A 25771-nucleotide genomic window follows, 5' to 3' on the forward strand; every position below is an offset into this window, starting at 1 on the left:
AATTTTAGAATTCCTCACGCATTTTTTAAAAGTGTTTCAACCGCTAAGGCTTTATCTTTGGCTTGCGTGATCGCGCTAATGACTGCGATACCGCTGAATTTTTGCAATTTTGAAGCGTTATCTGTCGTGATGCCCCCAATCGCTATAAGGGGTTTTTTTACCTCACTATCGTGTATTTTTTTTAAAAGATTGACGCCTACAGCTTCTTTAGCGTCTTTTTTAGATGGTGTGGGGAAAATAGGGCCTACCCCTAAATAGGCTACGCCGTCTAAATGGCACGCTTTTAGGGCTTGCTCTAAAGTATTGACGCTCAAACCTATAAATTGGCGCTTTTTGCATAAAGTTATTACCTCTTCTATAGCCATGTCTTCTTGCCCCACATGCACGCCATCAGCCTTTAATTCTAGCGCGAGTTTTACCTCATCATTGACAATAAAAGGCGCGCCGTATTTTTGGCATAATTTTTGACACTTTAGAGCTAATTGTTTGATTTCAATAGGATCTTGTAGGGCTAAATCGCCTTTTTGACGGAATTGAAACGCTGTGATTTTAGATTTTAAAGCTAATTCTAAAGTGTCTAAAAGCGCGTTTATCCTATCGCCTTTTATATGGTAGAAATCTTGCGAACCAGCCACAAACATGAGTTTCAAACAATTCGCATCAAACATGCTTTTTAACGCTCCATAAATTCAAAGGCCCATGCCCATGCCCAATGTTTAAGGGGTTTTGAATGATGATAGTTAAAAGCTCTTTAGCCTTTGTGATAGCGTTTTTTAAATCCAGCCCTTGAGCGAGTAAGCCCACAATCAAGCTAGACAGAACACAACCCGTGCCATGCGTGTTTTTGGTGTTAAAGCGCTTGGCGTTTAGGACAAATTCAATGTCTTCTAAAAACACCCAGTCGTTGCTAAACTCCCCTTGAAAATGCTCTGTATGCCCCCCTTTAATCACGGCGTTTTTGACGCCTAAATCCCTTAAAATACCCATCGCTTTTGAAGCGCTTTTATCGTCTCGCACTTGAACGCCTGTGAGCGCATAGACTTCAGGGAGGTTAGGGGTTAGTAAATTGGTTTTAGGTAAAAGGCGTTTTTTTAAGCTTAAAATCGCCTCTTCTTCTAAAAGCAAAGCCCCATTTTTTGCCACCATCACCGGATCTAAAACGCACAACCCAAAATCACAAGTTTCTAAAGTGTCTGCTACGCATTCAATGATTTGAGCGTTGCATAACGCTCCCATTTTGAACGCTTTGATAGAAAAATCATCTCTAATGGCTAAGATTTGCGCTTTCACGCTCTCTACACTCAATGGATAAACCCCATGCACGCCCTGTGTGTTTTGGGCGGTTATACAAGTGATCACGCTTGTCCCAAACACGCCCAAAGTTTGAAACGCTTTCAAATCGGCCTGTATCCCAGCGCCCCCACCGCTATCGCTACCAGCAATGCTTAAAACTTGCGGATAAACTTTCACAACTCTTCCTTAATAAGGCTGTTTTCTAACTTTGTGGGCAAGCTTAGAGCGTCTAAAAAATAAAACAAGAACGAACCATTAGAGCCGTTATTTTCTAACACTTTTTTTTGCGCACTAAAAGCGGCTTGTTTATAGAGCGCGCAAAGTTGCGCCATAGAATCTAAGGGGTCTTTTTTCAAACTCAAAAAGCTCGCGCACGCTGCGGTGTGCAAACACCCAGCCCCAGTAATCACAGCCAAATACTCGCTCCCCCCAGTAATACTAAAAACTTTTTTCCCATCGCTCACGAAATCTATTTTACCCGTCATTACCGCTATCACAGAATATTTTTGAGCCACTCGTTTGACAATTTCTATAGGCGTGGCGGAATGCTTGGAATCTAACCCCTTACTTTCGCAAGAAATTCCCACTAAAGAGCCTAATTCTGCAGCATTACCCCTAAGAACGCTAATCCCTTCGCTTTCTAAAAGCTCTAAACTGGTGCCATGGCGCAAAGCGCTCGCTGAGCACCCCACAGGATCTAACACAATGGGTTTATTCAAAGCCTTATAATGTTTGATCGCCTCTTTAGCGCATAAAATGGTGCGTTCATTGAGAGTGCCAATATTGATAGCGAGCGCGTCAGAAATTTTTGCCAAATCTTGCATTTCAGCAATGGCATCACTCATTAAAGGTGATGCCCCTAAGGCTAACAAACCATTAGCCACGAATTGCGCCACCACATAATTGGTGATATTATGCACTAAGGGGCGTTTTTGGCGTAACTCTTTTAACATTATGAGCCTCCTTAAACTTTCTTTTATTTTACAAAAAAATCCATTAAGCGGCGCTGTCTTTGAGTTTTAATGTGAAAGCGTTCAAAAATGAACTATTTTTCATTAATCTCATCTTGTTTAACCCCATTTTTTTTAACCTCATTTTTTTTAAATATAGAACTAGTGAGATCACAAAAGCGGTGGAAAAAACGAGAAAGGCTTGCAGCGACTTTTTCTTTCACCTCTTGATAGCGCGAATTTTTGTCAAACCTGGAGGGTTTTTCTTTAATGATTTTAGGGAATTCCGTCCCGCTGAAGCTAATTTCGCCCCCGCTAAAGGCATGCTGCATGAACGAATAGGCTTTTTCTTCATTCAAGCGGTTTTCTTCTATGATATTTTGGAATTCCTCTTCTCTTTTTTGGTGGATGTAATCTTGAAAATACGCATGGACTTCTTGGTCTTTGTTGTATTTGTCAATGAAATCCATGATCAAATCTTTTTTATTCCTTAACTCTATGCTGGAGTTGATGATTGGCTCTATTTTGGTTTTAACGTCTTGAATTTCTAGATCATGCTCTTTAGCGAATTCTTCAATCAAATTCAAAATATAGTCAATATTGACTTCCACTTGCTTAATGAGTTCAATTTCAAAAATCAAATCGTCGTTAATCTCTTCTTTATCCCTCCCTTTTTCTGGCCTCATTTCATCGTAAAAATCAAGGTATTTGCTTTGATAGTCTTGAAAATCCCTTGGGTTGATGTAATCGTCTTTTTTAAAACTTTCAAAGCTGTTTAAAATATTTTCTAATTTCAAAATCTTGCCAAAAAGCTTAATGAAATCCTTTTTCTGGCTTTCTGAAATAATCGGCTCTTTTAAGGGAAATTCTCTTAAAAGCCTTTCAATCAAACCCTCATAGCCCTCGTATTCCTTATTATTGTCCGTGTAGCCTTTCAAATAATCTTCATATTTCCTTAATAGCGCAATAGTTTTAGCGTCCTTGTTGCCAAAAAGCATGAGAGCGTCATTTAAATCCTGCTCTAAATCCCTAAAACACACGATATTCCCATGCGTTTTAACGCTATCTAAAATGCGGTTTGTGCGTGAAAAAGCCTGAATTAGCCCATGGTGTTTTAGGTTTTTATCCACCCAAAGGGTGTTGAGCCTTGTAGCGTCAAACCCGGTCAAAAACATGTTCACCACCATTAAAAGATCGATTTCACGATCCTTTACTTTTTGAGAAAGATCCTTATAATAACTTTGGAATTTTTGATCCGAAGTGTCAAAAGAAGTTTTAAACATCCCATTATAATCCGCAATCGCGCCCTCTAAAAAATCCCTTGAGCTTTTATCTAGCCCGTTAGCGCTTTCATTGTTTTCATCTTCTAGCGCATCAAGTTCTTCATTAGTGCTATAGCTAAAAATGGTAGCGATTTTAAGGTCGTGTTTTTCTTCTTTAAAAGCTAGGTAGTATTTTTTCAGCGCTTCTATACTAGAGCATGCCAGAATGGAATTGAATTTTTTATTTTTAGTGGCTTGATTGAAACGCTCTAAAATGCATTTAGCGATTTCTTTGATCCTCCTAATATCCAAAAGGGCGTTTTTTTCATCAACCGCTCTAACCTTATTATCTATAATGTCCTCTTTAGCTTTAATGGTGTTGTGGTATTCCACTCTAAAAGGCAAAACATTTTTATCCCTGATCGCATCAATAATGGTGTATTGGTGGAGGCATTCCCCAAATTTCTGCTTTGTCGTGCCTAAAGGGTTGTTTTTATCGCAATTTTGTGCAAAAATGGGCGTGCCTGTGAACCCAAAAAGGTGGTATTTTTTAAACGCTTTAGTGATAACTTGGTGCATTGAGCCTAACTGACTCCTGTGGCATTCATCAAAAATCATCACCACTTCTTCATTAAAGATCGCATGCCCTTTAAGGTGGGATTTAACGAATTTGTCTAATTTTTGGATCGTGGTGATAATGATTTTAGCGTTAGGGTTTTCAAGCTGTTCTTTTAAAATCTTGGTGCTTGTGTTGGAATTAGCGCAATCTTTTTGGAATTTATCGTATTCTTTCATGGTTTGATAGTCCAAATCCTTTCTATCCACCACAAACAAAACTTTTGAAACGCTCTCTAATTCTTTAGCCAACGCCGCGCTTTTAAAGCTCGTTAAGGTTTTACCGCTCCCTGTCGTGTGCCAGATATAGCCTTTGCTTTGATTTTTTCCATAAGTTTTACTATTTTGTGCGGCTTTGATTTTTTCTAAAATCCTTTCGGCCGCCACGATTTGATAAGGCCGCATCACCAATAAAACCTCATCGCTCGTAAAAACGCAATAGCGCGTTAAAACATTCAAAAGGCTATGCTTTGCAAAAAACGATCGGGCAAAATCCATTAAATCTTCAATATTGTTGTTCTTGCTATCCGCCCAATAATTCGTGAATTCAAAAGTATCGGCTTTATGGTTTTTTTCCAGCTGGGCTATTCTTGTGGTGTTTGAATAGTATTTAGAGCTCGTGCCGTTACTGATAACAAAAATCTGCACGAAATCAAAAAGCCCGTCTTCAGCACTAAAACTATCCCTTTGATAGCGCTTGATTTGATTGAACGCCTCTCTAATCGCCACGCCCCTTCTTTTCAATTCCACATGCACTAAAGGCAATCCATTCACAAGGACACTCACATCATAGCGGTTCTCATACTTCCCCCCTTTAGCGCTGTATTGGTGGATCACTTGCAAGGCGTTTTTATGGATATTTTTCTTATCAATGATTTTAATGTTTTTGGTTTTTCCATCCTCAAGGGTTAGGTTAAAAATCGGATCTTCTTGGATTTTTCTCGTTTTAGCCTTATAGTCATCGTTTTTATTAGCGATGAATTGAGAATAAAGAATCTCCCATTCTTTAGGCGTGAAATGATAATCGTTAAGCTTTTCTAACTGCTCTTTTAAATTGTCTTTTAATTCTTGTTCTTTGTAGATTTTTTTAAATTCATAGCCTTGTTTTTGTAAAAGCCCAATAAACGCCCTTTCTAGCTCTGCTTCGCTCTCATAAGCGCTTTTCTTTTCATTATCGCTATGATACTCGGCCATCACGGTGCTTTCATTGCTTTCTGCGATAATCTCATAGATCATGGTTTATGCCTTGTTTTGGAGAGGTTTAAAAGTCAATAGTTTTTCTCTGTAATATTCGTATTGCTTTTTTCGGGCTTCTATTTCAGCTGGTATACCGGCTAATAAATCGGTGGTTAGGATTGAAAATTGATCCAAAATCTTAACGATCTCTTGTTGGATTTCTAGGGGTGGGATGGGGATTGTTATTTTTGAAAGTAATTTCTTTGAAACATTGAAGCGTGTTACACCATTAGCAACTTTTGAAATATTTTTCCTAAAATTGTAATCTCTTAAAAAATGTTTAAGAAACGATGGATTAAATAAATTCTCATCAAAAAATCTAAAACCAAAACAAAAACTATTAAGATAAATATCTTTTTCAATCTTTTGAGTAACTACGCAAGACATCGCACAATCCTCTAAATTTTCAGATGAACCAGTAAAAAGCACATCGCCTAATTGAATTGTATTTTGTTTTTCTTTATCCCCTATTTGAACACTTTCTAAAGCATTTAGATCTAATTGTGGATTATTAAAAACATTGACATAAGGAACATAAAATTTATTCCCTTGAGAGAAAGATTTTTTACTTTTTCCAACAAGTCCGCTATAAAATCCCCCAATATCCCCCAACTTCCTAAACTCCACCCCCTTAGGCGCTAAAGTTTGGAGTAGGGTTTTTAAGGGTTTGGGGTAGGTTTTTTGCGCTCATTTTTGCGTCTTTGTGGTTTTGTTTAATGTCCTTAAAGTCTAAAAGCATGTTTTGGTAATACTCATATTGCTTTTTTCGCGCTTTTAATTCTGTGTTTAATTCTGTGTTTAATTCTGTGAAAGCGTCCAAAATCTTAACGATCTCTTGTTGGATTTCTAGGGGTGGGATGGGGATGGTTATTTGCATAATATTATTACTAGAAATGCTATAAGGTATAGCGCTTCTATTTGAAATAGAATATAAATAATTTTGCATGTTTGTTAATACATAATAAAGGTATCTATTGATTAGGGTTTCGTTTGGAATGACAGAAAAACAAACATCATTTGCCCAAAACTTTTGATTTTGCCAATTGACAAATCCGGCTGTTCCATATTGAGCTATAGTAATTGTATTTTCCTCTCTGTTATATTCATTTAAATATCCCATAAATCCTATTCCACCAGATACAACGGGATATTTTCCTTTATCTAATATTTCTTTTTTTGTAACCCTTTTACCTCTAATGATTTCACACACCTCCCCCAATTTCCTAAACTCCACCCCTTTAGGCGCTAAAGTTTGGAGTAAGCGCTCTATTTTATGCATTTTGCCCTTCTTCTAACTCTTTGATGATGGATTCAAGGCTGTTCCTTAAAGCGCTTTGTTTTTCTACGATTTGAGAAATCTCAGCATTGAGCGCTTCAATGTCAATGGCTTCTTTAGTGTCTTCTTGCTCCACATAGCGATTCACGGATAGGTTGTAATCGTTTTCTTTGATTTTTTCAATACTTGCTAGGGCGCAAAAATGCTTGATTGCTTTCCTTTCCGTATAGGTTTTTAAAATCTTTTCTCGGTTGTGTTCTTTGAGCTTGTTTTTCTTGCCTTCTTTGACAAATTCCTTACTCGCATCAATAAAAAGCGTGGTGTCGTCTTGTTTGTTTTTCTTAAGCACTAAAATACAAGTAGCGATACTCGTTCCAAAAAAGAGGTTGTCTGGTAAAGCGATCACGCAGTCAATGAAATTTTCTTTAACTAAATATTCTCTGATTTTTGCTTCAGCATTCCCTCTATAAAGCACCCCCGGGAATTCCACGATCGCAGCAGTGCCGCTATTGGACAGATAAGAAAGCATGTGCATGGTGAAAGCGAGATCGGCGGCGTTTTTGGGTGCTAGCACACCGGCTTTGCTAAAGCGCTCATCGCTGATTAAAATGGGGTCTTTATCGCCCACCCATTTAGTGGAATAAGGAGGGTTGGAAACGATCGCATCAAAAGGCTCATCGTCTTTGTGTTTTGGGTCTAAAAGCGTGTCCCCTAGCGCGATGTGGAATTTAGAGTAATTGATGTCATGCAAAAACATATTGATTCGGCAAAGGTTGTAAGTGGTCAGGTTGATTTCTTGCCCAAAATACCCTTTTGAAACATTTTTATCGCCTAACACTTTAGAAAATTGTAAGAGTAACGATCCGCTCCCACAGCATGGGTCATAAACTTTATTGACGCTTTCTTGGTTGTGCAGGGCGATCTTAGCGAGCAGTTCGCTCACTTCTTGGGGGGTGAAAAATTCCCCTCCGCTTTTGCCGGCATTGCTCGCATACATGGTCATTAAATATTCATAAGCGTCGCCAAAAACATCAATCCCGCTTTTTTGGTAGTCGCCTAATTGCATATCCCCTATGGCTTGAAGGATTTTAGTCAGTTTTTCAACCCTATTTTTATGAGAGCTCCCTAATTTATTGCTGTTGACATCTAAATCCGCAAACAAGCCTTTGACATTTTCTTCTGATTTAAACCCAAGGCTGGATTTTTCTATTTCGTTAAAAATATTTTGTAAGGTTACATTGAGATCTTCGTTAGTGCGTGCGTTTTTTAACACATTACAAAATAAAGCGCTTGGCGGGATGAAAAAGCCTTTTTCTTCAATCAGGCCTTCTTTTGCGCTTTCAGCTTCTTCATCGCTCAATAAAGCGTAATCAAAACTCAGATCGCTCTCTCGCTCTTCTTTATTGATGTAATGAGTCATGTTTTCTGAAATGTAGCGGTAAAAAAGAATGCCTAAAACATATTGCTTAAAATCCCAGCCATCCACTGAGCCTCTCAATTCATTAGCCACTTTCCAAATGGTGTTGTGCAATTCGTTGCGCTCTAATGAAGAAGATTTATCCGCTTGAGTGTTTTTGTTTTCCATGATAATAAGCCCCTTTTTTGTGTTTTGATTGGCGTTTTTAGTGCACCACTTAAAGGTTTCATTATAGCAAAGAATATTATTTTTTTATTCCCTGTATTTCCCATGCATTTGTGTGGTAAATAAGCTATAATCGCCCTTTTAAAGTTCATTTTTAAGGGGTTTGAATGGTATTTGACAGAACAATAAGCGTAAGAGAAAAAAAAGCGGCTAAAACGCTTGGGATTGTGGGGGTGGTCTTTTTCATTTTGTTTGGCATTGTGATAAGCGGGGTGGCTTTTCAAAAAGAGTGGGTGCAACAATTGGATTTATTTTTTATAGACTTGATCCGCAACCCTGCCCCCATTCAAGGGAGCGCGTGGCTTTCTTTCGTGTTTTTTAGCACATGGTTTGCGCAAAGCAAGCTCACCACTTCTATCGCTTTACTCATTGGCTTGTGGTTTGGGTTTCAAAAACGAATCGCTTTGGGGGTGTGGTTTTTCTTTAGCATCTTATTAGGTGAATTCACCTTAAAATCCCTTAAGCTTTTAGTGGCGCGCCCACGGCCTGTAACCAATGGCGAATTGGTTTTTGCGCATGGCTTTAGTTTCCCTAGCGGGCATGCTTTAGCTTCAGCGCTTTTTTACGGCTCTTTGGCGTTGTTGTTATGCTATTCTAACGCCAACAATCGCATTAAAACGATTATTGCTGTGGTTTTGCTTTTTTGGATTGTTTTAATGTCGTATGATAGGGTTTATTTAGGGGTGCATTACCCTAGCGATGTTTTAGGAGGGTTTTTATTAGGGGTTGCCTGGTCATGCTGCTCTTTAGCGCTTTATTTAGGGTTTTTGAAACGCCCCTACAAAACCGCTTAAAGCGTTTTTAAAAAGAAAGTTATGAGTTAGGGTATAACTCCTCTTTCTTTTTGATCTCATCAAATTCATCTTTATAGCGGTTTTGGTTCTTTGGGTCATAATCCACAACGCTCTTTAAAAAACCGCTGAATTCTTCATTTTTTTCGCTAAGCTCTAAAGCCACGGTGTAATCAATTTTTTCTTTGTATTTAGCGTTCAATAAAATAGCGCTTTTGTTCTCATCAGTCCTCAAATCAATCACGCCAATCCCAAAACTCGCATGCAAACGCTTCAACAAATCCATGAGTTTAAGATCATGCGTAGCAATATGATGACCCACTAAATACCCCTCATTAGCCCACGAGCTGTTAGAAATCGCTTGAAAATAACACTTCCTGCAATTATTCACGCTGATTTCTTTTTTCAATTCAAAGCTCACCAGTTTAACGGGTAAAGTGTCAAATTTCTTAGAAAAAGCGATTAAATTTTCATTAGACAATTCAGCGTGCAAAAATCTAACCCCCACCATGTCCGGATAAAGCCACCTGTCCATGCCTCTTGGCGATCTTGCACTCCCTTCATGAAAAATGGTTTTCGTGTAGCATTTCAAATTTTCATTGTGGCAAGCCATGTAAGTTAAAAAGGGGTTCAAATTTCTTTCATGCGCGATTTTAACGCTTGGAGCACTTGATTTTTGAGCGTTTAAAACCGGCTCTTTAGATGCGCTTTTTAAAGCGATTAAAACGGGTTTTTCTTGCGTTTTCAAAAAAGGCAACTCTTCGCCCTTATTTAAGGCTGTATAAATAGCAGCGCTAACACTCTGATCGGGAGTGTTGCCCCCATAATCAAACATGCTTTCAATCTCGCCTTTTTCAAAAAGCTCTTTGGCTTTATGATAAATCTCAGTAACCTTAATAGGCTCTTTGATAATTTCTAAAACGCTTTGAATGATTTTAATATCTCGTGGTTTCATTTTTTGCTCGCTAAATACTCTTCATAACTGCCTTTAAAATCAATAATTGAAGCGCCTTTAGGGCTTGGGACTAGTTCAATGATCCGATTAGCATACGCATCAATGAGCTCTCTGTCATGGCTTACGCAAATCAGCGCCCCATCAAATTTAAAGAGCGCTTCACCTAGCGCGATAATGGCCTCTAAATCCAGGTGGTTGGTTGGCTCATCTAAGACTAAGAAATTCCCCCCCTCTAGCATGAGCTTGGATAAAACCATTCGGTGTTTTTCGCCTCCGCTTAAAGCGTTCACGCACTTTTCTTGCTCTTCGCCATTAAAAAGCATCCTCCCTAAAGCGTTCCTAACCTCTGCGCTTTCAATCTTTTTATTGAAATTAAAGAGCCATTGATACAAGGTCTCCTCACCGCTGATTTCTTCGCTCACATTTTGAGGGAAATAGCCTTTTGAAACGGTCGCTCCCCATTTCACCACGCCCGTATCCGGCTTTAACTCTTCTACTAAAATTTTACAAAGCGTGGATTTACCCACGCCGTTTGGCCCTATGAGAGCGATTTTATCTTTAGGCATCACTTTCAAGCTCACTTGATTTAAAATAATTTGCCCATCATAACTTTTAGAGATGTTTTCGCATTCTAAAGCTTCATTACCAATGGTGCGTTTGGGTTTAAAAATAATGCTAGGATCCCTCCTGCTAGATACCGCTAAGCTTTGAATGTCTAATTTATCCAGTTGTTTTTGGCGGCTGGTGGCTTGCTTGGCTTTAGAAGCGTTAGCGCTGAAACGAGCGATAAATTTTTCTAGCTCTTCTTTTTCTTTGAGTTTTTTATTGCGTTCGGCCTCTTGCTGTTTAGCGATCAAGGTAGAAGCGATATACCAATCGTCATAATTCCCGCTAAATTCGCACACGCTGTGAAAATCCAAATCCAAAATATGCGTGCATACTGCGTTTAAAAAATGCCTGTCATGGCTAATGACTACCATCGTGCCTTCATGGCGTTTGAGGTTGTTTTCTAACCATTCAATGGCGTTTAAATCCAGGTTGTTCGTAGGCTCATCTAAAAGCAAAATATCCGGTTTAGGGAATAAAACTTGAGCGAGAAGGATTTTAAATTTATCGCTGCTTGGCAAGGTTTTCATCAAATCATTGTGCTTAGAGCTAGGAATGCCTAAATCTTCTAGGATTTTTTCAATCACCACTTCGCATTCATACATGGGATCTTCTTCTACGCAAATGGTTTCTAACTCCCCTAGCCTAGCATTCACTTTATCATCGCTCAAATCGCCTTCAGTGTATAAGCGCTCTTTTTCTTTGATAGCGTCATACAAACGCTTATTGCCTATCAAAACCGCATCTTTAAGGCTCAAATCTTCAAAAGCGTATTGATCCTGCCCTAAAACCCCCATTCTCATCCCGCTTGTGATGATGACTTCCCCACTGCTACAATCAATGCTCTTGCTCAAAATCTTTAAAAAAGTGGATTTTCCTGCACCATTAGCCCCAATCAGCCCGTAGCGCTTGTTTTTATCCAGCTTGATATTCACATTCTCAAACAATTTTTTAGTCGCATAGCGTTGCGTTAAGTTGATGGTTTGTAGCATCTTATGATTTCCTTATTTTTGTGATTAGAGAAAGTTTATTGTAGCGTTTTCTTTACAATATTGTATCCCTTGCTTATTATGGTTATCTGTAAGATCTTTGACGCCCAAATCTTATCCAAGTTTATTTAATTTTTTCTCTTGATTTTTTATTCAAATTAAGATAAATTACAGAAGGTGCTTAAAAATAATGCTTAAAATCAAATAATGTTCGTGTTTTACTCTATATGAACATCAAAAGGATCGTGTCATTGAAAATATTTGATTACGAAGACATCCAACTCATCCCTAATAAATGTATTGTGAGTAGCCGTTCAGAGTGTGATACGACCGTTACCTTAGGCAAACACGCATTTAAAATGCCCGTAGTCCCAGCAAACATGCAAACAATCATCAACGACTCGATCGCAGAATTTCTAGCAGAAAATGGCTATTTCTACATCATGCACCGTTTTGATGGAGCGGCAAGAATCCCGTTTGTCAAAAAAATGAAGGAACGCCAATGGATCAGCTCCATCAGCGTTGGGGTGAAAAAGGAAGAATATCTTTTTATAGAAGAGTTGGCCAAACAAAAATTAGCGTCAGACTATATCACGATCGATATTGCGCATGGCCATTCAAATTCCGTCATTGAAATGATCCAACACATCAAAACGCATTTGCCAGAAACTTTTGTGATTGCCGGGAATGTTGGCACACCAGAAGCAGTCCGTGAATTAGAGAACGCCGGTGCTGACGCTACAAAAGTTGGCATTGGACCTGGGAAAGTGTGTATCACTAAAATCAAAACAGGCTTTGGCACGGGTGGTTGGCAACTGGCAGCTCTTAGATGGTGCTCTAAAGCAGCAAGAAAACCGATTATTGCAGATGGTGGTATTCGCACGCATGGCGATATTGCAAAATCAATACGCTTTGGCGCGACAATGGTAATGATTGGCTCGCTTTTTGCAGGGCATGAAGAATCATCTGGAGAAACAAAAATAGAAAATGGTATCGCATATAAAGAATATTTCGGTTCAGCTTCAGAGTTCCAAAAAGGTGAAAAGAAAAATATTGAAGGTAAGAAAATTTGGATCCAGCATAAAGGATCATTAAAAGATACGCTGATTGAAATGCATCAAGATCTACAATCTTCAATCTCCTATGCAGGTGGGAGAGACCTTGAAGCGATTCGAAAAGTTGATTATGTCATTGTGAAAAATTCAATTTTCAATGGGGACACAATCTAAAGAAAATCAATGAAAGCGAAGACAGAAAAAATAGTCTTCAATCTCTTTTTCAAGCGATTTGCTTTGACTTGGGTTTTTGTTGTTTTTTGATCCTTTTTTTATTTTCATTGCATCTTGTTGGATCATTTTTTTTCATATAATGTTATAATGTTAGATTCCATCATCTCAATCTTAAGGGTTTTTGTTTTGTTATTCAACACGCCATTATTCATCTTTGCTTTTTTGCCTATTGTCTTTTTAGGGTATTTTATCTTGCAAGCTTATGCTAAAAATCCCCTATTCCCTAAACTATGGCTCGTATTGGCTAGTTTGTTTTTTATGCTTTTTGGAATGTGAAGTATTTGCCCTTATTGGTTGGTTCTATTGTGTTGAATTATCTTGTGTCTTTAAAGATCTATCAAACCCAGCCAAATGCTTATAAAAGATTATGGCTTATTTTGGGCTTGATCGCTAATGTTTCACTTTTAGGATTTTTCAAATACACTGATTTTTTCTTAACCAATTTCAATCTAATATTGAAGAGCCATTTTGAAACCTTGCATTTAATCTTGCCTTTAGCGATCAGCTTTTTCACTTTGCAACAAATCGCTTACTTGATGGACACTTACAAGCAAAATCAAATCATGCAGTCCAAAACGAGAGAGAGAGAGAGAGAGTGAAAACGCTCCTATTTCATTAAATCCCCCTCTTTCATTTTTTTCACTTTCGCATTTTTTAGATTACGCTTTATTTGTGAGTTTCTTCCCTCAACTCATTGCAGGACCCATTGTGCATCATAGTGAGATGATGCCTCAATTTAAAGATAAAAATAATCAATTTTTGAATTACAGAAATATCGCTTTAGGCTTGTTTATCTTTTCTATAGGTTTGTTTAAAAAGGCTGTTATTGCGGATAATATCGCTCATTTTGCTGATTTTGGATTTGATAATGCGGCTAGCTTAAGTTTTATTCAAGCATGGATGGCGTCTTTATCTTATTCGTTCCAGCTGTATTTTGATTTTAGCGGTTATTGCGATATGGCTATAGGCATTGCCCTCTTTTTTAATGTCAGACTCCCTATCAATTTTAATAGCCCCTATAAGGCTTTAAATATCCAAGATTTTTGGAGGAGGTGGCATATCACTTTGAGCCGCTTCTTAAAAGAGTATTTGTATATCCCTTTAGGGGGTAATAGGGTGAAAGAATTAATCGTGTATAGGAATTTAATTTTAGTGTTTTTGATTGGGGGGTTTTGGCATGGGGCTGGTTGGACTTTTATCATTTGGGGGCTATTGCATGGGATTGCTTTGAGCGTTCATAGAGCGTATTCCCATATCGCTAAAAAATTTCATTTCACTATGCCAAAGATTTTAGCGTGGCTCATCACCTTTAATTTTATCAATCTTGCATGGGTGTTTTTTAGAGCGAAGGATTTGAATAGTGCTTTGAAGGTTTTAAAGGGGATGGTTGGAGGATATGGTTTTGCACTGCCTCATTTCTTGCAAGGAAAATGGGCTTATTTAACCCATTTTCATGTTAAATTTGAACGCTTCGTCAATGATGGAGTCCTACTTGGTCCTACCCTCGTTTTTAATACTACAGTACTCTTTCTAGCTATTCTTATATCTCTATTAACTCCTAATAGCATTAACTATACCGAAAAATACACACCAAAATTACATTACGGATTCTATAGTGCTTTTTGTTTTAGTGCTTGTTTGTTATTTAGCTCATCTATAGAACAAGAATTTATTTACTTCAATTTCTAAGGACTAGATTGTTATGAAAAATCTAAACAATATCTGCATAGCCATCTTTTTGCCATTAATATTTGCTTTTTGCCATTAATATTTGTGGGGCTATTAAACTTTATTATAGATCCTTTTGCTTATTTTAGAAAAAATTCATTTTACAAAAGAGACTACAACTTTAATGATACTTTCTTTCTAAGCTACGGACTTATGACACATTATCCTTTCAACAGCATTATCCTAGGCTCATCTGTAAGTGCTAACTTCAATCTTGAGCATAGCGCAAAAATTTTAGGTCTTCAAAACCCCATTAAATTAACTATGCCGGGCGCATCTTTATGTGAGCTTTTTCCTTATCTAAAGTTAGGGATAAACAAGCAAGAAGTTTCTACAATTTTACTAGATTTGAGTCTTGGAAATTGCAATAATAGTGGTCGCATTCCTCCATTCTTGTTTAATGACAAACCTAAGTTAGTTAACGCTATAAAATATTTATTTAACCCTAAAGTTTCTAGCAAATCCCTTTACTACTTAGGGGGTAAGATTTTTGTCAAGCTATTTTTTGCCTTTAGGGATTATGAGTGGATGTATAATTGGTTTCGCCCAAATGTATACAACCTTGATAGCGTTAAAAATGCGTATTTGGAATACCTAAATTCCATTCATAAGCCCATAAACTACACTTTTTAGAAAAACAACATAAAAAAGATATTGAACAAACAGCAAAAGACCATTTGACTCACCTTATTCCCTTGATTAAACAAAACCCAAATATCCATTTTATTCTGTGGTTAGCCCCCTACCCACTCTTAAGATACAAAAGTGATGTATTAGTAACTAAAAATCTACAAGAAATCAACAATCAAAAAGACCTAACAAGTTTAATGAATATTAAATTATTACAATACAGCAATGTAGAAATACATGATTTACGCACCCTAAACTTTACAACAGATTTAAATCGCTACACAGATTTAACTCACTTTGACCAACATGCTCAACATGAAATCCTATTAGCTATCAAAAGCCAAAAATATCGCCTAGATAAAACTAATTTAACAAAATTCAACCAAAAACTTATCAAAATGATAGAAGACTATCAAATCCCTAAAGAAATTCAAAATTAGGGCTAATTTTTATTAGCGAAATGCCTTTCAATGCAATCGCATAAGATGTGGATCATAAGAATGTGCATTTCTTGGATTCGTGGGGTATCATCGCTAGGGACAATCAAAGCCATATCGCTTAAAGGCTTCATTTTCCCCCCATCACGCCCCACTAAACTAAGCGTTTTTACCCCTAAATCTTTGGCTTTTTCATAAGCTTTTAGGACATTTTTGGAATTACCGCTTGTAGAAATCCCTATCAAAACATCGTTTTTTACCCCCAACGCTTCTACTTGTCTGGCAAACACTTCTTCATAACCATAATCGTTTGCAATGGCGGTGAGGGCTGAGGTATCCGTGCTTAAACTTATTGCGCTCAAGCCTTTCCTTTCCAATTTATAACGCCCGGTCAATTCAGCGGCAAAATGCTGCGCATCGCTAGCACTCCCCCCGTTACCACAAATAAGGATTTTCCCTTGGTTTTCTAAAGTTTCTATCAAAAGATGAACGCTTTGTTTTAGTGCTTCTTGCAAACTCTCTAAACTTTTTTCTAACGCTTCCTTATGGGCTAAAAATTCTTTTTTAATCAAACCATCAATCATTGCATGTCCTTTTAATTTTTTCTATGATAGCGCTTGTGGAATAACCTTCTTCAAACTCCATCAAACGGGTTTCTTTAGCAAACTCGCTCCCTATGACTTCTTTATTGAGATAGTCCGCTCCCTTGACTAAAATATCAGGCTTTAGGGCTTGAATCAATTTGATTGGCGTGTCTTCTTCAAACACCACGACATAATCCACGCAAGACAGACTCGCTAAAAGAAACGCTCTGTCTTTTTCGCTCACTATGGGGCGTTTATCCCCCTTAAGCCTTTTAATGGAAGCGTCGCTATTTAACCCTACAATGAGAATGTCCCCTAAAGCTTTAGCCTTTTGCAAATAACTCGCATGCCCTTTATGGAGGATGTCAAAACAGCCATTGGTGAAAACGATTTTTTGCTGATCTAAAGTTTCTAACAGCTTTTCTAAAGGGAGGATTTTAGGGTGCGTTTGGTTTAAAATCAAAGCGATTTCTTCTAAACTCGCTAACGCGCTCCCCATTTTACCTACCACCACAGCCGCAGCCGCATTGGCAAACTCGCAAGCTTCTTTTAGGCTCATCGATTCTAATAAAGAGAGCGTTAAAGACGCGATCACCGTATCGCCTGCCCCGGTTACATCATAAACCTCTTTAGCGATAGTGGGGCAATTGACTAGCTCGCCTTTTTCTAAAAAAGCGATGCCTTGTTCGCTCAAAGTTACTAAAGGCATGGCGATATGATAAGTTTCTTTTAAGATTTGGAGTGCTTTTGATAAATTCGCATGGCTGTCTAACTTCAAATGGAGCGCTTGCTCTAATTCAATGCGATTAGGCGTGATCAAACTCGCATGAGAATATTTGCTATAATCCTTCCCTTTAGGGTCGCATAAAATGAGCTTGTGGTGTTTGTTGGCTAGAGCGATCATTTTTTGAGTGAGTTCAAAATCCAACACGCCCTTATTGTAATCTGAAAGGATAACGCCATCTATTTCTTGGATTTTTTCTGTGAAAAAATCTAAAAGTTTTTTTCTTAAATCAGCGTTTAAAGGGTCTTTGATTTCCTTATCCACGCGTGCGATTTGCTGGTTTTGTGCGATGATGCGCGTTTTGAGCGTGGTGCAACGGGTTTTATCTGTTAAAATTCCTGAAGTGTCAATATTCTTGGCTTTGAGAGCGTTAATAAAATGCTCGCCCTCTAAATCATCGCCCACAACCCCACATAAAAAAACTTTAGCTTTTAAAGAAATGAGATTATTAGCCACATTAGCCGCTCCGCCTAAATTCTTGCTCTCCCTTTGGACTTCTAAAACAGGCACAGGGGCTTCAGGCGAAAGGCGTTCGCTCTTCCCCCACAGGTAATAATCAGCGATCAGATCCCCTATGACTAGGATTTTTTTCATGCATGCTGTTCTTTAAAAATCGCATGGATATGGGGCAAATAATCTTTAATGCCGCTTTCTAAATCGTATAAAGGGGTGTAATCCAAATCCAAAATAGTGGGTTCAATATGCGCTTGGGTGTGATTTTGGAAGAAAGCGTAAGGGTTTTTGATGTAAGTTACTTTAAAATCCCCTAAATGCTCTTTTAAAATGCTAACTATTTCATTATAACTTCTGGCTTGGGAATAACCCACATTATAAACCCCGCTTTTTTGAGCCTTCATCGCTTTCACATTCGCTTGGATCACATCTTCAATATAGACAAAATCCCTTAATTGCTCGCCAAATTCAAAAAGCTTGACTTCCTTAAACGCCATTATGCCTAAGGCGAGTTGCAAAACCATAGAAGCGGTTTTTTCTTTATAAAATTCCCTAGGCCCATAGACATTAAAATACCTTAAGCCCACTTGAATATTGTCATTTGAATGGGAGAGGACAAATTCGTCCATGCAAAGCTTGGAAAAGCCATAAACATTTTCAGGGCTTTCGTTTTTGCCTACCACATTGGGGGCTTTGGTGTTGCCATAAACGCCCGCTGAAGAAGCGTAAATCACTTTAGCTTTTTTTGAGCGAGCGATTTCTAAAAGGTTTAAAAAAGCCTGATAATTGGTTTTCATCACTAATTCTTGATCCAGCATGGTCGTATCAGAGACAGCGGCTTGGTGGAACAAATAATCAAAATGCAATTTTTCTAAACGCCTTAAATCTAAGGGGTTATTAATATCAGCGATAACCACCTCACCCTTAAAACCGATTAAATTCTTAAAATGCCCTAAGGAACTGGGGCGCTTATTACTAGAGAGTGTGTTACTGCGAAACTTATCCAAAATTACCACTTTAGCTTTAGGGTAGTTCTCTTGAAAATAAAAGGCCAAATTGCTACCCACAAAGCCAGCCCCACCGGTGATTAAAATCGTTTGATTTTCTAATTCATCATCAATATAACGCATTATTATCCTTATTTAATCCAATGGATCATCTCTTTAAGATCTTTGCATTGTATCCAAGAATGAGAAGTTTTTAAAAAATTTGTGGCCAATAAAAGATTGTTTTTAACTTTAGCGTTCAAGCCGGCTAACATGTCGCTCTCTTTATCGCCTATCATAAAAGATTGCTCCAAGCAAATTTGATGCTCTCTAGCGGCTTGCAAAATCAAAAAGGGCTTTGGCTTTCTGCAAGCGCAATTTTCTTCTGGAGCGTGCCTGCAAAAATAGATGCCATCCAAATTAAAACCTAATTCTTTAAGCAAGCTTTCTTGGAGGTATTCAGTGAGTGTTTCAAAATCCTTAAGGGTGTAATAGCCCCGGTTGATCCCGGATTGGTTGGTGATTAAAAGCAGTTTGTAACCTAAAGATTTCGCATGGTTTAGTAATTCAAAAATCCCTTTTTGAAACTCAAAATCTTCTTTTTGACTCACATAGCCTTTATCAATATTGATAATGCCGTCTCTGTCCAAAAAAAGGGCTTTGTTAGTGGTGCTCATGCATTCGCTTGTGATCATGTTGGGTGGTTTCGCTTGAATGATGCATCGCATGGGGGTTTTGGTGGTTAATGAGCATGATTCCCATATAAAGAATATAAAGCCCAAAAACCCCCATTAAACCTTTAGACAAAAGATTGAAAAATTTCCTATAAGAAACAGAAATTTTGCTTAAAAAAACCCCCATTAAAAACAACGGCACGCTGGTGCCAAGCCCAAAAGAAAGGCCTAGCATCGCTCCCATAAACGCACTATGACCAAGAATCACGCTCGCTAAAAACGAATACACCATCATGCAAGGTAAAAACCCGTTCAACACGCCCAAAAAATACAGCCCTAGAATGTTTTGAGATTGCAAGGTTTTTTTCATCAAAAAAGAGATGAAAGGGATTTGAAAGCTTAATTTTTCCACTTTAGCCCCCAAGAGCGCCAAACCGATCAAAATAATCCCCATGCTGATGAATAAAACACCTCTAAAACCCATGCTCACGCTAAGACTATGCCCTAAACCTGCCACTATAGCCCCTAAAAGCATGTAGGTGCTGATTCTCCCTAAATTATAAAGGGCATGGCAAGCGAGCTGGTAAGAAAAGCTTGTAACTTTAGAAAATCTTATTTGACTAAACGCGCTCACAATCCCCCCACACATGCCCACACAATGCCCTAAAGACATGCTCAAAGCGGCTAAAAACATGCCCAAAAAACTCAAATTGTGCATCATTTGCATTCTAATATCCCTGCTTTTTTAAGAGCGATTTCCATCCCGTCAAAAACCAAACGCTCCTTGCAAACAGAATGAGGTAAAAACGCGCTCAAATACTTCGCATCGCCCCCACAAAGATAGATTTTTTGATTTTTGGCTAAATGTTGGATACAAGAGATGACGCTTAAAATCATGCCGTAATTCACAGCATCCCTAGTGTTTTTAGGCAAAACTTCTAAAGAATCTAAGGCTTTGAAAGGTTGCTCTAAAATTTTAGCGCTTTTTTGATACGCATGGATATATTGGGCTAAACCGGGCAAAATACACCCTCCTAAATGCTTGCCCTCTTTGACTAAATCAATCGTAATCGCGCTCCCCGCATCCACGATCACACCATTATTTACCGCTAAACACGCCATTTGCCGGTCTATCCCAAGCCCCACATAGTCGGTTTCTAAATGAAAAAATCCTGCAATATTTTTAGCGTTAGGGTAACAATTTAAAAGGGCTTTTTCATTTTCTTCATTCACGCTAATGTAAAAAATTTCCTTTTGAATACCCAAACGCTTTAAATCTTCTTTAGCGCTTGAAAAGAGCTGATGGTTTTTTGCAAAATGGATGCGCGTGTTGCCTATATCGCATAAAATCAAATTTTTCAAATCTGTAAAAGATTGCCTAGCTGACATAGGCTTACTTCTTATTCATTTCTAAAGCTTTTCTTCTTTCTTCAAGCTCTTTTTCATCTCTTTCTTGTTGCTCTTTCGCTCTTTGTTCAAATTCTCTCGCTCTTTGTTCGGCTTTGGCTTTTTTCTTTTCTTCTTTCAAGCGGCGTTTTTCTTCTTTAGGGCTGAGTTTTGGCGCTTCTTTAAAAGCGTTACTCTCTTTTGAAACAGGAGCGTTTTTGTTTTCGCCTTGTTGGGTAGCGTTATTTTCGTTGCCTACTTTGTTTTCGTTGCCTACTTTGTTTTCGTTGTTAGCGTTATTTTGATTGTTAATAGGCTCCATACCGCGTTGATTGGCTTTAACTTCATCCTCTTCAAACCCGCTATTTCTTGGCTTAACTTTGTTTTCTTCTAAAGGCTGTTTGTTTTCTTTGACTTTATGCCTTTCTTGCAAATAAATAGGAGCGTTCCCTTTTTCGCCTTTTTGAGATTTTTCAGATGCAGGTTTTTCCACAACGGGATAAAGCTTGGGCTTAAAATTATTATAATCTAAATAATAGCGATCATAATACACCCGATTTTTATCATAAAACACCCCTTTATCCAAACGATTGGATGAAAAAAACTTAAAACTGCCTATAGTTGGCGTTTTATAGACATTATACGAATTAAAATCATTCAAATCCACCTCTATCACATACCCTCGTTTTTCTAAAGAATACAATTTATTATGGTTTAACACAATGGTATTGAGCGAAGCAAAGGGCAGTTTCACGCTGTTTAATTCCCTCAAACTCTTATCCATTTGCAAAATCTGCCCATCTAGCGTGAGCACGTATAAAGTCCCCTTATCATAAAGCAAATCCACAATATCCCCATCATAGTTGAACTCTTGACCGCTCACTACTGAGAGTATTCTTTTCCCTGTGGAAGCGATCATGTTATTGCCATCTACGATAAGGTAAGTGATATTGTTAAAAAACTTATCGCTGCTGATAACAATGTTTCTAATGGGCGTAGGGTTTCCATGCACATAATCCACGACTAACAAGCGCCCATCTAGCATAGGAAATACCACGACCGTATCCATAAAAATAGGCATCGCCATTAAAGAATTGATCGTGGTGCTTGGGGAACCTTTCTCACTAAAAAGCAATTTTTGAGAAGTGATGTCGTATAAATTCGCTGAATTGTCCGCTAACACCACCGCTAAAAGATTCCCTTTAACGCTCGCACTCAAGGCAAAAGTCTCCAAAGGAATAATAATGGATTTTTGGCTGGCGTTAGGGTTATTGCTAATCAATTCCACTTGATGACAGACTTTATCTTGGACTTCTGCTTCAACGCCCTTTAATTTCAATTCCGTTTCTTCAGTCTTAGCCACCTTGCTTTTGCTTGTTTTTTTATCAATCTTGTTCAAACAATCTTGCGCAAGGATGAAAAACCCTTGACTCTCATTTAAAAAACTGCTTTCATAATTGAAATTCTTACCGATTCTTAACTGCGTTAAACCTTTATCGCCTATAACTGCTCCATTTTTCAAAATGGCTCCATAACGATTAGACGAAACGATGCTTTCTTGCAAATGGTTAGGGAAATACGCTTCGCCTTTAATTTGGTGTTTAGCGGGTTTGAAGTATTTTCTCATGTTACAGCCGCTAAAAACAATTAGGGCTATGAGTAAGATTAAAAATGGTTTGTTCATTAAATCAATGCGTTCCTTGAATGGTTTCTTTTTTTAGATTAGTTGGTTTGGAAGGGTTTTGTTGAATATCTTCTAACATTCCATAATGTTTTAAAACAGAGATTATAGCATAGAGTGAAGAACTTAGAGGGATAGTTGATAAACTTTGATGCGCTTTTTTAATTGCGTCTTTAGAATTTTCTTCATACAACAAATTCACTTCTTGTAAAGCGCTCATTTCTTTGAGAATGGGGCTTTTTTCAAGCAAGTTTTTATCTCTAGAGAGCGATGCGTAAGAATATTTGGCAAATGTTTTAACGATTCCATTAGAAGATTGTGAAAGCCTTTTAAACTCATTTGCATCATTTCTCTCACTCGCTCTGGCGAACTGATACAAGTCATACAACTCTGGGGCGACTTCTTTCAATCTTTTTTGCAAGGCTATATTATTAGGACTCTCTAGCACTTCATTATAAATTTGAGTGATCCGCTCTCTAGTCTGCTCATGCTTATAATCTTGCAATTTTGTATCCCCTAAATAAGCGATGAAAGCCACCACGATAAACAACAACACCCACTTGTAGCGTTTGAAAAACTTTTCTAATCTAAACGCCCCTTCTAAAAGCTTTTCATCGCTTTTAAATTCGTTTTTAACCTGCTCTAAATTTTCCTTAATGCTCATGCCTTACTCACTCCTGTGCTACCAAACCCCCCGCTACCCCTTGAAGTTTCATCTAATTGTTCGCATTCTATAAATTCGGCCTTATAAGTTTTTTGAACCACCCCTTGAGCGATCCTATCCCCTACTTGAACTTTAAAATCTTTATCGCTCAAATTCGCTAAAATGACCTTAATTTCGCCCCTATAATCATTATCCACCGTGCCAGGAGAATTTAACACCATCACCTGATGATTCAAAGCCAAACCGCTACGAGTGCGCACTTGCAATTCATACCCCACTTCTAAAGACAGACAAATCCCTATTTTCACCAACCCCACGCTATGAGGTTTGATCATTACTTCTTCTACAGCATGCAAATCAAAGCCTGAAGAACCCTCGGTTTGGTATTTAGGGATAAGGGCGTTTGGGTGGATTTTTTGGATTTTAATTTTCATCAAAACAAATCTCTTTATAATAAATGTCTAAAATTTCAAAATCGCTCTCGCCATTAGGCAATTGAATACTCACCGCATCGCCCTTACTCTTACCTATCAAGCTCTTAGCGATCGGCGAACCAAAAGAGATTAACCCTTTAGCCGGATCGCTCTCTACGCTCCCTACTATCGTATAAGAAAACTCTTTATCGTTGTCTAAATTAAGGATTTTAATCGTGCTGCCAAAACTCACTTTATTATGGGATAAAACGCTCGGATCAATCACTTGAGCGTTAGCGATAATTTCGCTTAAATCCACGATTCTTGCTTCAATGAAGCGTTGTTTTTCTTTAGCGGCATGGTATTCAGCGTTTTCTTTCAAATCCCCATGCCCTCTAGCAATATCAATTTCTTTCACAATATTAGGCCGTTCCACCTCTTTTAATTGCTTCAATTCCGCACAAATTTTATTGTATCCATGCATACTCATAGGTTCTTTATTCATTTAATCTCCTAAGCTTATTCAGTAGAGATTATAGTAAAAATTAAGTTAAATTCAGCAAAAAAGCCATTTCATTAGCGATTTTTCTCGCGCTCCCACTGGCTAAATATTCCCTTAATCTCAAACTTTCTTTAAAATAGCGTTCTCTATCCATTTCTTCATACGCTTTTAACAAGCCCTCTACGCTCAAAAAATGCTGGATCAATTCCGGATGTAATTGGCTCTCCCCAAGCCCTGGAGTTTCATTATTTAAAGCGTTATAAAAGATGTTCGCTAAACCTATATAATGCAAATTGACAAGCATTCTAGCGATCAAAAAATCCATCGTTTTAGCCCTATACGCTAACACAAAAGGCGTGCCAATCAGAGCGGCCTCTAAAGTCGCTGTGCCGCTGCAAATGAACGCAAACTCCGCTTCAAACAAACTCTTATGCGCATCATAAGAAATTTCAAATAATTTAATGTCTTCTCCATAAAGGGCTTTCAAATCCAACCCCTTAAAGAAACTCGGCACGACCAACACACGCCTTTTAAACCCTTCGTTTTGTTCTAAAATTTGAGCCGCTTTGACAAATAAAGGGAATATTTTAGCGATTTCACTTTTTCGGCTTCCTGGCATGAACACTAAAGTTTCGCCCTTAATATCTTTTTTATAGTATTTAATTTCATCTAATAAAGGGTGTCCTACATATTGGGCTTTTTTTTGGTAATAGCCCACTTCAAAAGGCAAAATCGCTCCCAAAAAATCGCAGTATTTTTCAAGGCTTTTAGCACGCCATTTTTTCCATGCCCAAACTTGCGGTAAAATATAATACATGATTTTTTTATGCGGATCTTGTTTTTTGATTTTTTTGGCTAGGGGGATATTGAAAGAAGAAGAATCCATTAAAAGCACCATATCCGCTTGTTTGGCTAATTGGACCATTTCTTTGTGGGCTTTGAGTAAAAACCCTAAACGGCCTATCACATCTCTAAAACCCATGATAGAAAATTCTCTAGGGCTATAGAGCGCTTCTTTGCCTTCAAACACCCCAATAAAACGATAATCTTTAGGCAAATTGCGGCGTAATTCCTCTAAATGCGCATTAGAGCTCGCTTCTAAAGCGCTCACTAAAATCGTGGGCATTATTTGTCTTTCAAAAGGTTTTGGACTTGATAGAGCTTGATTTCTTTATGCAAATCCCTTAATTCAATTTTGAGTAACGAATTTTCAAAATCTTTTTTAGAGAGATGGTTTTTTAAAAGCCTGTTTTCGCGCAAAACGCTGCGGTATTGCAAATAAAACCCTTCATCAAACACGCGCTTGCTTGGTTTTGCCATTATAACCTGATTATCATTAGTGTAAATCTCCACTTCTTCAAGGGCTTTAGGGAAAATCACATCCTCTTGTGTATTTTGTGTTTCTTTGTTTAAGCGGGAGTTTTCTTTTTCTAATTTTTTTTGATAGATTTCTTGCTTCAAACCTTTTAAGGTGCTCTTTTTCTTACGCAAGATTTCTTGGACTTGCTTCAATTCCAAACGGATTTTTTTTAAAACTTCTCTAGTGTCTTTAATTTCTTGCTGGTAAGCGTTCAATTCTTCTTGCATCGGTTATTCCGCTAACATTTCCAAAGACAACAAACGCATTTCATTGCCTTGAGTGATAACGACATTCTTGCTGTGGCATTTCTCACACACCCCATAATCTAGCGCATTAGGCTTAAAAACATGCGAACAATCCTTGCATTCTAATTCAACCTTTTCATCTACAATGTCTAAAATAGCGTCTTTACACACCAAAGATTCTTCTCTAAAAGTCTCAAACGCGCTCACAAACAAGCTCTTATCCATAGCGCTTCTTTCACCAATACCAACCACAACTCTTTCAATCTTATGGGCTTGATTTTTCTTCGCATGCTCTTCGCAAAGAGCGATTAAAGAAGAAACAACCGAGTATTCATGCATA

General features: G+C 37.9%; 24 protein-coding genes and 2 pseudogenes. 5 read left to right on the forward strand and 21 right to left on the reverse strand.

Annotated elements, in window-relative coordinates:
• Positions 1 to 14: 14 nt before the first annotated feature.
• From thiE to DBU79_RS05275, 6 genes and pseudogenes are all read right to left on the reverse strand, one after another.
• Positions 15 to 668 (reverse strand): thiamine phosphate synthase, encoded by a 654-nt coding sequence (gene thiE / locus DBU79_RS05250; RefSeq protein WP_154411758.1) that lies wholly within the window; start codon positions 666 to 668, stop codon positions 15 to 17.
• Complete coding sequence (thiD, locus tag DBU79_RS05255; protein ID WP_154411759.1) at positions 661 to 1470, reverse strand: bifunctional hydroxymethylpyrimidine kinase/phosphomethylpyrimidine kinase; 810 nt, start codon at positions 1468 to 1470, stop codon at positions 661 to 663. The genes thiE and thiD overlap by 8 nt, the downstream gene beginning before the upstream one ends.
• Entirely contained in the window at positions 1467 to 2246 is a 780-nt protein-coding gene (gene thiM, locus DBU79_RS05260; protein WP_154411760.1) for a hydroxyethylthiazole kinase, read from the reverse strand. Before thiM ends, thiD begins: the two co-directional genes overlap by 4 nt.
• Before the next feature lie 92 nt (positions 2247 to 2338).
• Positions 2339 to 5356, reverse strand: a complete 3018-nt coding sequence (locus tag DBU79_RS05265) for an HsdR family type I site-specific deoxyribonuclease (protein ID WP_195834234.1) — start codon at positions 5354 to 5356, stop codon at positions 2339 to 2341.
• A gap of 3 nt (positions 5357 to 5359) precedes the next feature.
• Positions 5360 to 6635 (reverse strand): annotated as a pseudogene (locus DBU79_RS05270) (restriction endonuclease subunit S).
• Positions 6628 to 8217 carry a type I restriction-modification system subunit M gene (locus DBU79_RS05275; RefSeq protein WP_154411761.1) on the reverse strand — a complete coding sequence of 530 codons (1590 nt, stop codon included), beginning with the start codon at positions 8215 to 8217 and terminating at the stop codon, positions 6628 to 6630. Before DBU79_RS05275 ends, DBU79_RS05270 begins: the two are co-directional and overlap by 8 nt.
• Before the next feature lie 164 nt (positions 8218 to 8381).
• Here DBU79_RS05275 and DBU79_RS05280 point away from each other — a divergent pair, with 164 nt between their 5' ends.
• Positions 8382 to 9068 (forward strand): phosphatase PAP2 family protein, encoded by a 687-nt coding sequence (locus DBU79_RS05280; protein WP_154411762.1) that lies wholly within the window; start codon positions 8382 to 8384, stop codon positions 9066 to 9068.
• 19 nt (positions 9069 to 9087) lie between these two features.
• Here DBU79_RS05280 and DBU79_RS05285 read toward each other — a convergent pair whose 3' ends face one another.
• The gene (locus DBU79_RS05285; protein ID WP_154411763.1) at positions 9088 to 10020 is read right to left on the reverse strand and encodes a COG2958 family protein; all 933 of its coding nucleotides are present in this window, start codon (positions 10018 to 10020) and stop codon (positions 9088 to 9090) included.
• Positions 10017 to 11618, reverse strand: a complete 1602-nt coding sequence (locus DBU79_RS05290) for an ABC-F family ATP-binding cassette domain-containing protein (protein WP_154411764.1) — start codon at positions 11616 to 11618, stop codon at positions 10017 to 10019. The genes DBU79_RS05285 and DBU79_RS05290 overlap by 4 nt, the downstream gene beginning before the upstream one ends.
• Positions 11619 to 11866: 248 nt before the next feature.
• On the opposite strand from DBU79_RS05290, the gene guaC reads away from it, so the two are divergent.
• The 4 genes and pseudogenes from guaC (at position 11867) to DBU79_RS05310 (ending at position 15702) form a co-directional block, all read left to right on the forward strand.
• Positions 11867 to 12844: a GMP reductase gene (gene guaC, locus DBU79_RS05295; RefSeq protein WP_195834235.1), complete on the forward strand. Its 978-nt coding sequence runs from the start codon at positions 11867 to 11869 to the stop codon at positions 12842 to 12844.
• A gap of 186 nt (positions 12845 to 13030) precedes the next feature.
• A pseudogene (locus tag DBU79_RS05300) lies at positions 13031 to 14593 on the forward strand (MBOAT family O-acyltransferase).
• 69 nt (positions 14594 to 14662) lie between these two features.
• Entirely contained in the window at positions 14663 to 15265 is a 603-nt protein-coding gene (locus tag DBU79_RS05305) for a hypothetical protein (protein WP_154411766.1), read from the forward strand.
• Positions 15266 to 15459: 194 nt separating this feature from the next.
• Positions 15460 to 15702 (forward strand): hypothetical protein, encoded by a 243-nt coding sequence (locus DBU79_RS05310; RefSeq protein ID WP_154411767.1) that lies wholly within the window; start codon positions 15460 to 15462, stop codon positions 15700 to 15702.
• Positions 15703 to 15704: 2 nt separating this feature from the next.
• Here DBU79_RS05310 and gmhA read toward each other — a convergent pair whose 3' ends face one another.
• The 13 genes from gmhA to hypA are packed head-to-tail and all read right to left on the reverse strand — an operon-like array spanning position 15705 to position 25770.
• On the reverse strand, positions 15705 to 16283 hold the full coding sequence (gmhA, locus tag DBU79_RS05315; protein WP_021303093.1) for a D-sedoheptulose 7-phosphate isomerase: 579 nt from the start codon (positions 16281 to 16283) through the stop codon (positions 15705 to 15707).
• Positions 16276 to 17661, reverse strand: a complete 1386-nt coding sequence (gene rfaE1 / locus DBU79_RS05320) for a D-glycero-beta-D-manno-heptose-7-phosphate kinase (protein WP_154411768.1) — start codon at positions 17659 to 17661, stop codon at positions 16276 to 16278. The genes gmhA and rfaE1 overlap by 8 nt, the downstream gene beginning before the upstream one ends.
• Positions 17658 to 18650 carry an ADP-glyceromanno-heptose 6-epimerase gene (gene rfaD, locus DBU79_RS05325; RefSeq protein WP_154411769.1) on the reverse strand — a complete coding sequence of 331 codons (993 nt, stop codon included), beginning with the start codon at positions 18648 to 18650 and terminating at the stop codon, positions 17658 to 17660. Before rfaD ends, rfaE1 begins: the two co-directional genes overlap by 4 nt.
• Positions 18651 to 18658: 8 nt before the next feature.
• Positions 18659 to 19183 carry a D-glycero-beta-D-manno-heptose 1,7-bisphosphate 7-phosphatase gene (gene gmhB / locus DBU79_RS05330; protein WP_154411770.1) on the reverse strand — a complete coding sequence of 175 codons (525 nt, stop codon included), beginning with the start codon at positions 19181 to 19183 and terminating at the stop codon, positions 18659 to 18661.
• Complete coding sequence (locus tag DBU79_RS05335) at positions 19170 to 19907, reverse strand: sulfite exporter TauE/SafE family protein (RefSeq protein WP_154411771.1); 738 nt, start codon at positions 19905 to 19907, stop codon at positions 19170 to 19172. The genes gmhB and DBU79_RS05335 overlap by 14 nt, the downstream gene beginning before the upstream one ends.
• A complete protein-coding gene (locus tag DBU79_RS05340) occupies positions 19898 to 20569 on the reverse strand; it encodes a type III pantothenate kinase (protein WP_154411772.1) in 672 nt (223 codons plus the stop codon). The genes DBU79_RS05335 and DBU79_RS05340 overlap by 10 nt, the downstream gene beginning before the upstream one ends.
• A 4-nt stretch (positions 20570 to 20573) precedes the next feature.
• Positions 20574 to 22250: a plasminogen-binding protein PgbB gene (gene pgbB, locus DBU79_RS05345; protein WP_154411773.1), complete on the reverse strand. Its 1677-nt coding sequence runs from the start codon at positions 22248 to 22250 to the stop codon at positions 20574 to 20576.
• Between the two features lie 4 nt (positions 22251 to 22254).
• Positions 22255 to 22911, reverse strand: a complete 657-nt coding sequence (locus tag DBU79_RS05350) for a hypothetical protein (protein WP_000022994.1) — start codon at positions 22909 to 22911, stop codon at positions 22255 to 22257.
• Positions 22908 to 23345: a dUTP diphosphatase gene (gene dut / locus DBU79_RS05355; RefSeq protein WP_000694155.1), complete on the reverse strand. Its 438-nt coding sequence runs from the start codon at positions 23343 to 23345 to the stop codon at positions 22908 to 22910. Before dut ends, DBU79_RS05350 begins: the two co-directional genes overlap by 4 nt.
• Positions 23335 to 23829 carry a transcription elongation factor GreA gene (greA, locus tag DBU79_RS05360; protein ID WP_154411774.1) on the reverse strand — a complete coding sequence of 165 codons (495 nt, stop codon included), beginning with the start codon at positions 23827 to 23829 and terminating at the stop codon, positions 23335 to 23337. Before greA ends, dut begins: the two co-directional genes overlap by 11 nt.
• 40 nt (positions 23830 to 23869) lie before the next feature.
• Entirely contained in the window at positions 23870 to 24952 is a 1083-nt protein-coding gene (gene lpxB / locus DBU79_RS05365; protein WP_140477084.1) for a lipid-A-disaccharide synthase, read from the reverse strand.
• Positions 24952 to 25413, reverse strand: coding sequence for a nickel-binding protein Mua (mua, locus tag DBU79_RS05370; protein WP_154411775.1), 462 nt, complete (start codon positions 25411 to 25413; stop codon positions 24952 to 24954). The genes lpxB and mua overlap by 1 nt, the downstream gene beginning before the upstream one ends.
• A gap of 3 nt (positions 25414 to 25416) precedes the next feature.
• Positions 25417 to 25770, reverse strand: a complete 354-nt coding sequence (hypA, locus tag DBU79_RS05375) for a hydrogenase/urease nickel incorporation protein HypA (RefSeq protein ID WP_000545282.1) — start codon at positions 25768 to 25770, stop codon at positions 25417 to 25419.
• Between the last annotated feature and the right edge of the window lies 1 nt (position 25771).

This window comes from Helicobacter pylori, assembly GCF_009689985.1.
In the GTDB taxonomy this organism is placed as follows: Bacteria; Campylobacterota; Campylobacteria; order Campylobacterales; family Helicobacteraceae; genus Helicobacter; species Helicobacter pylori_CG.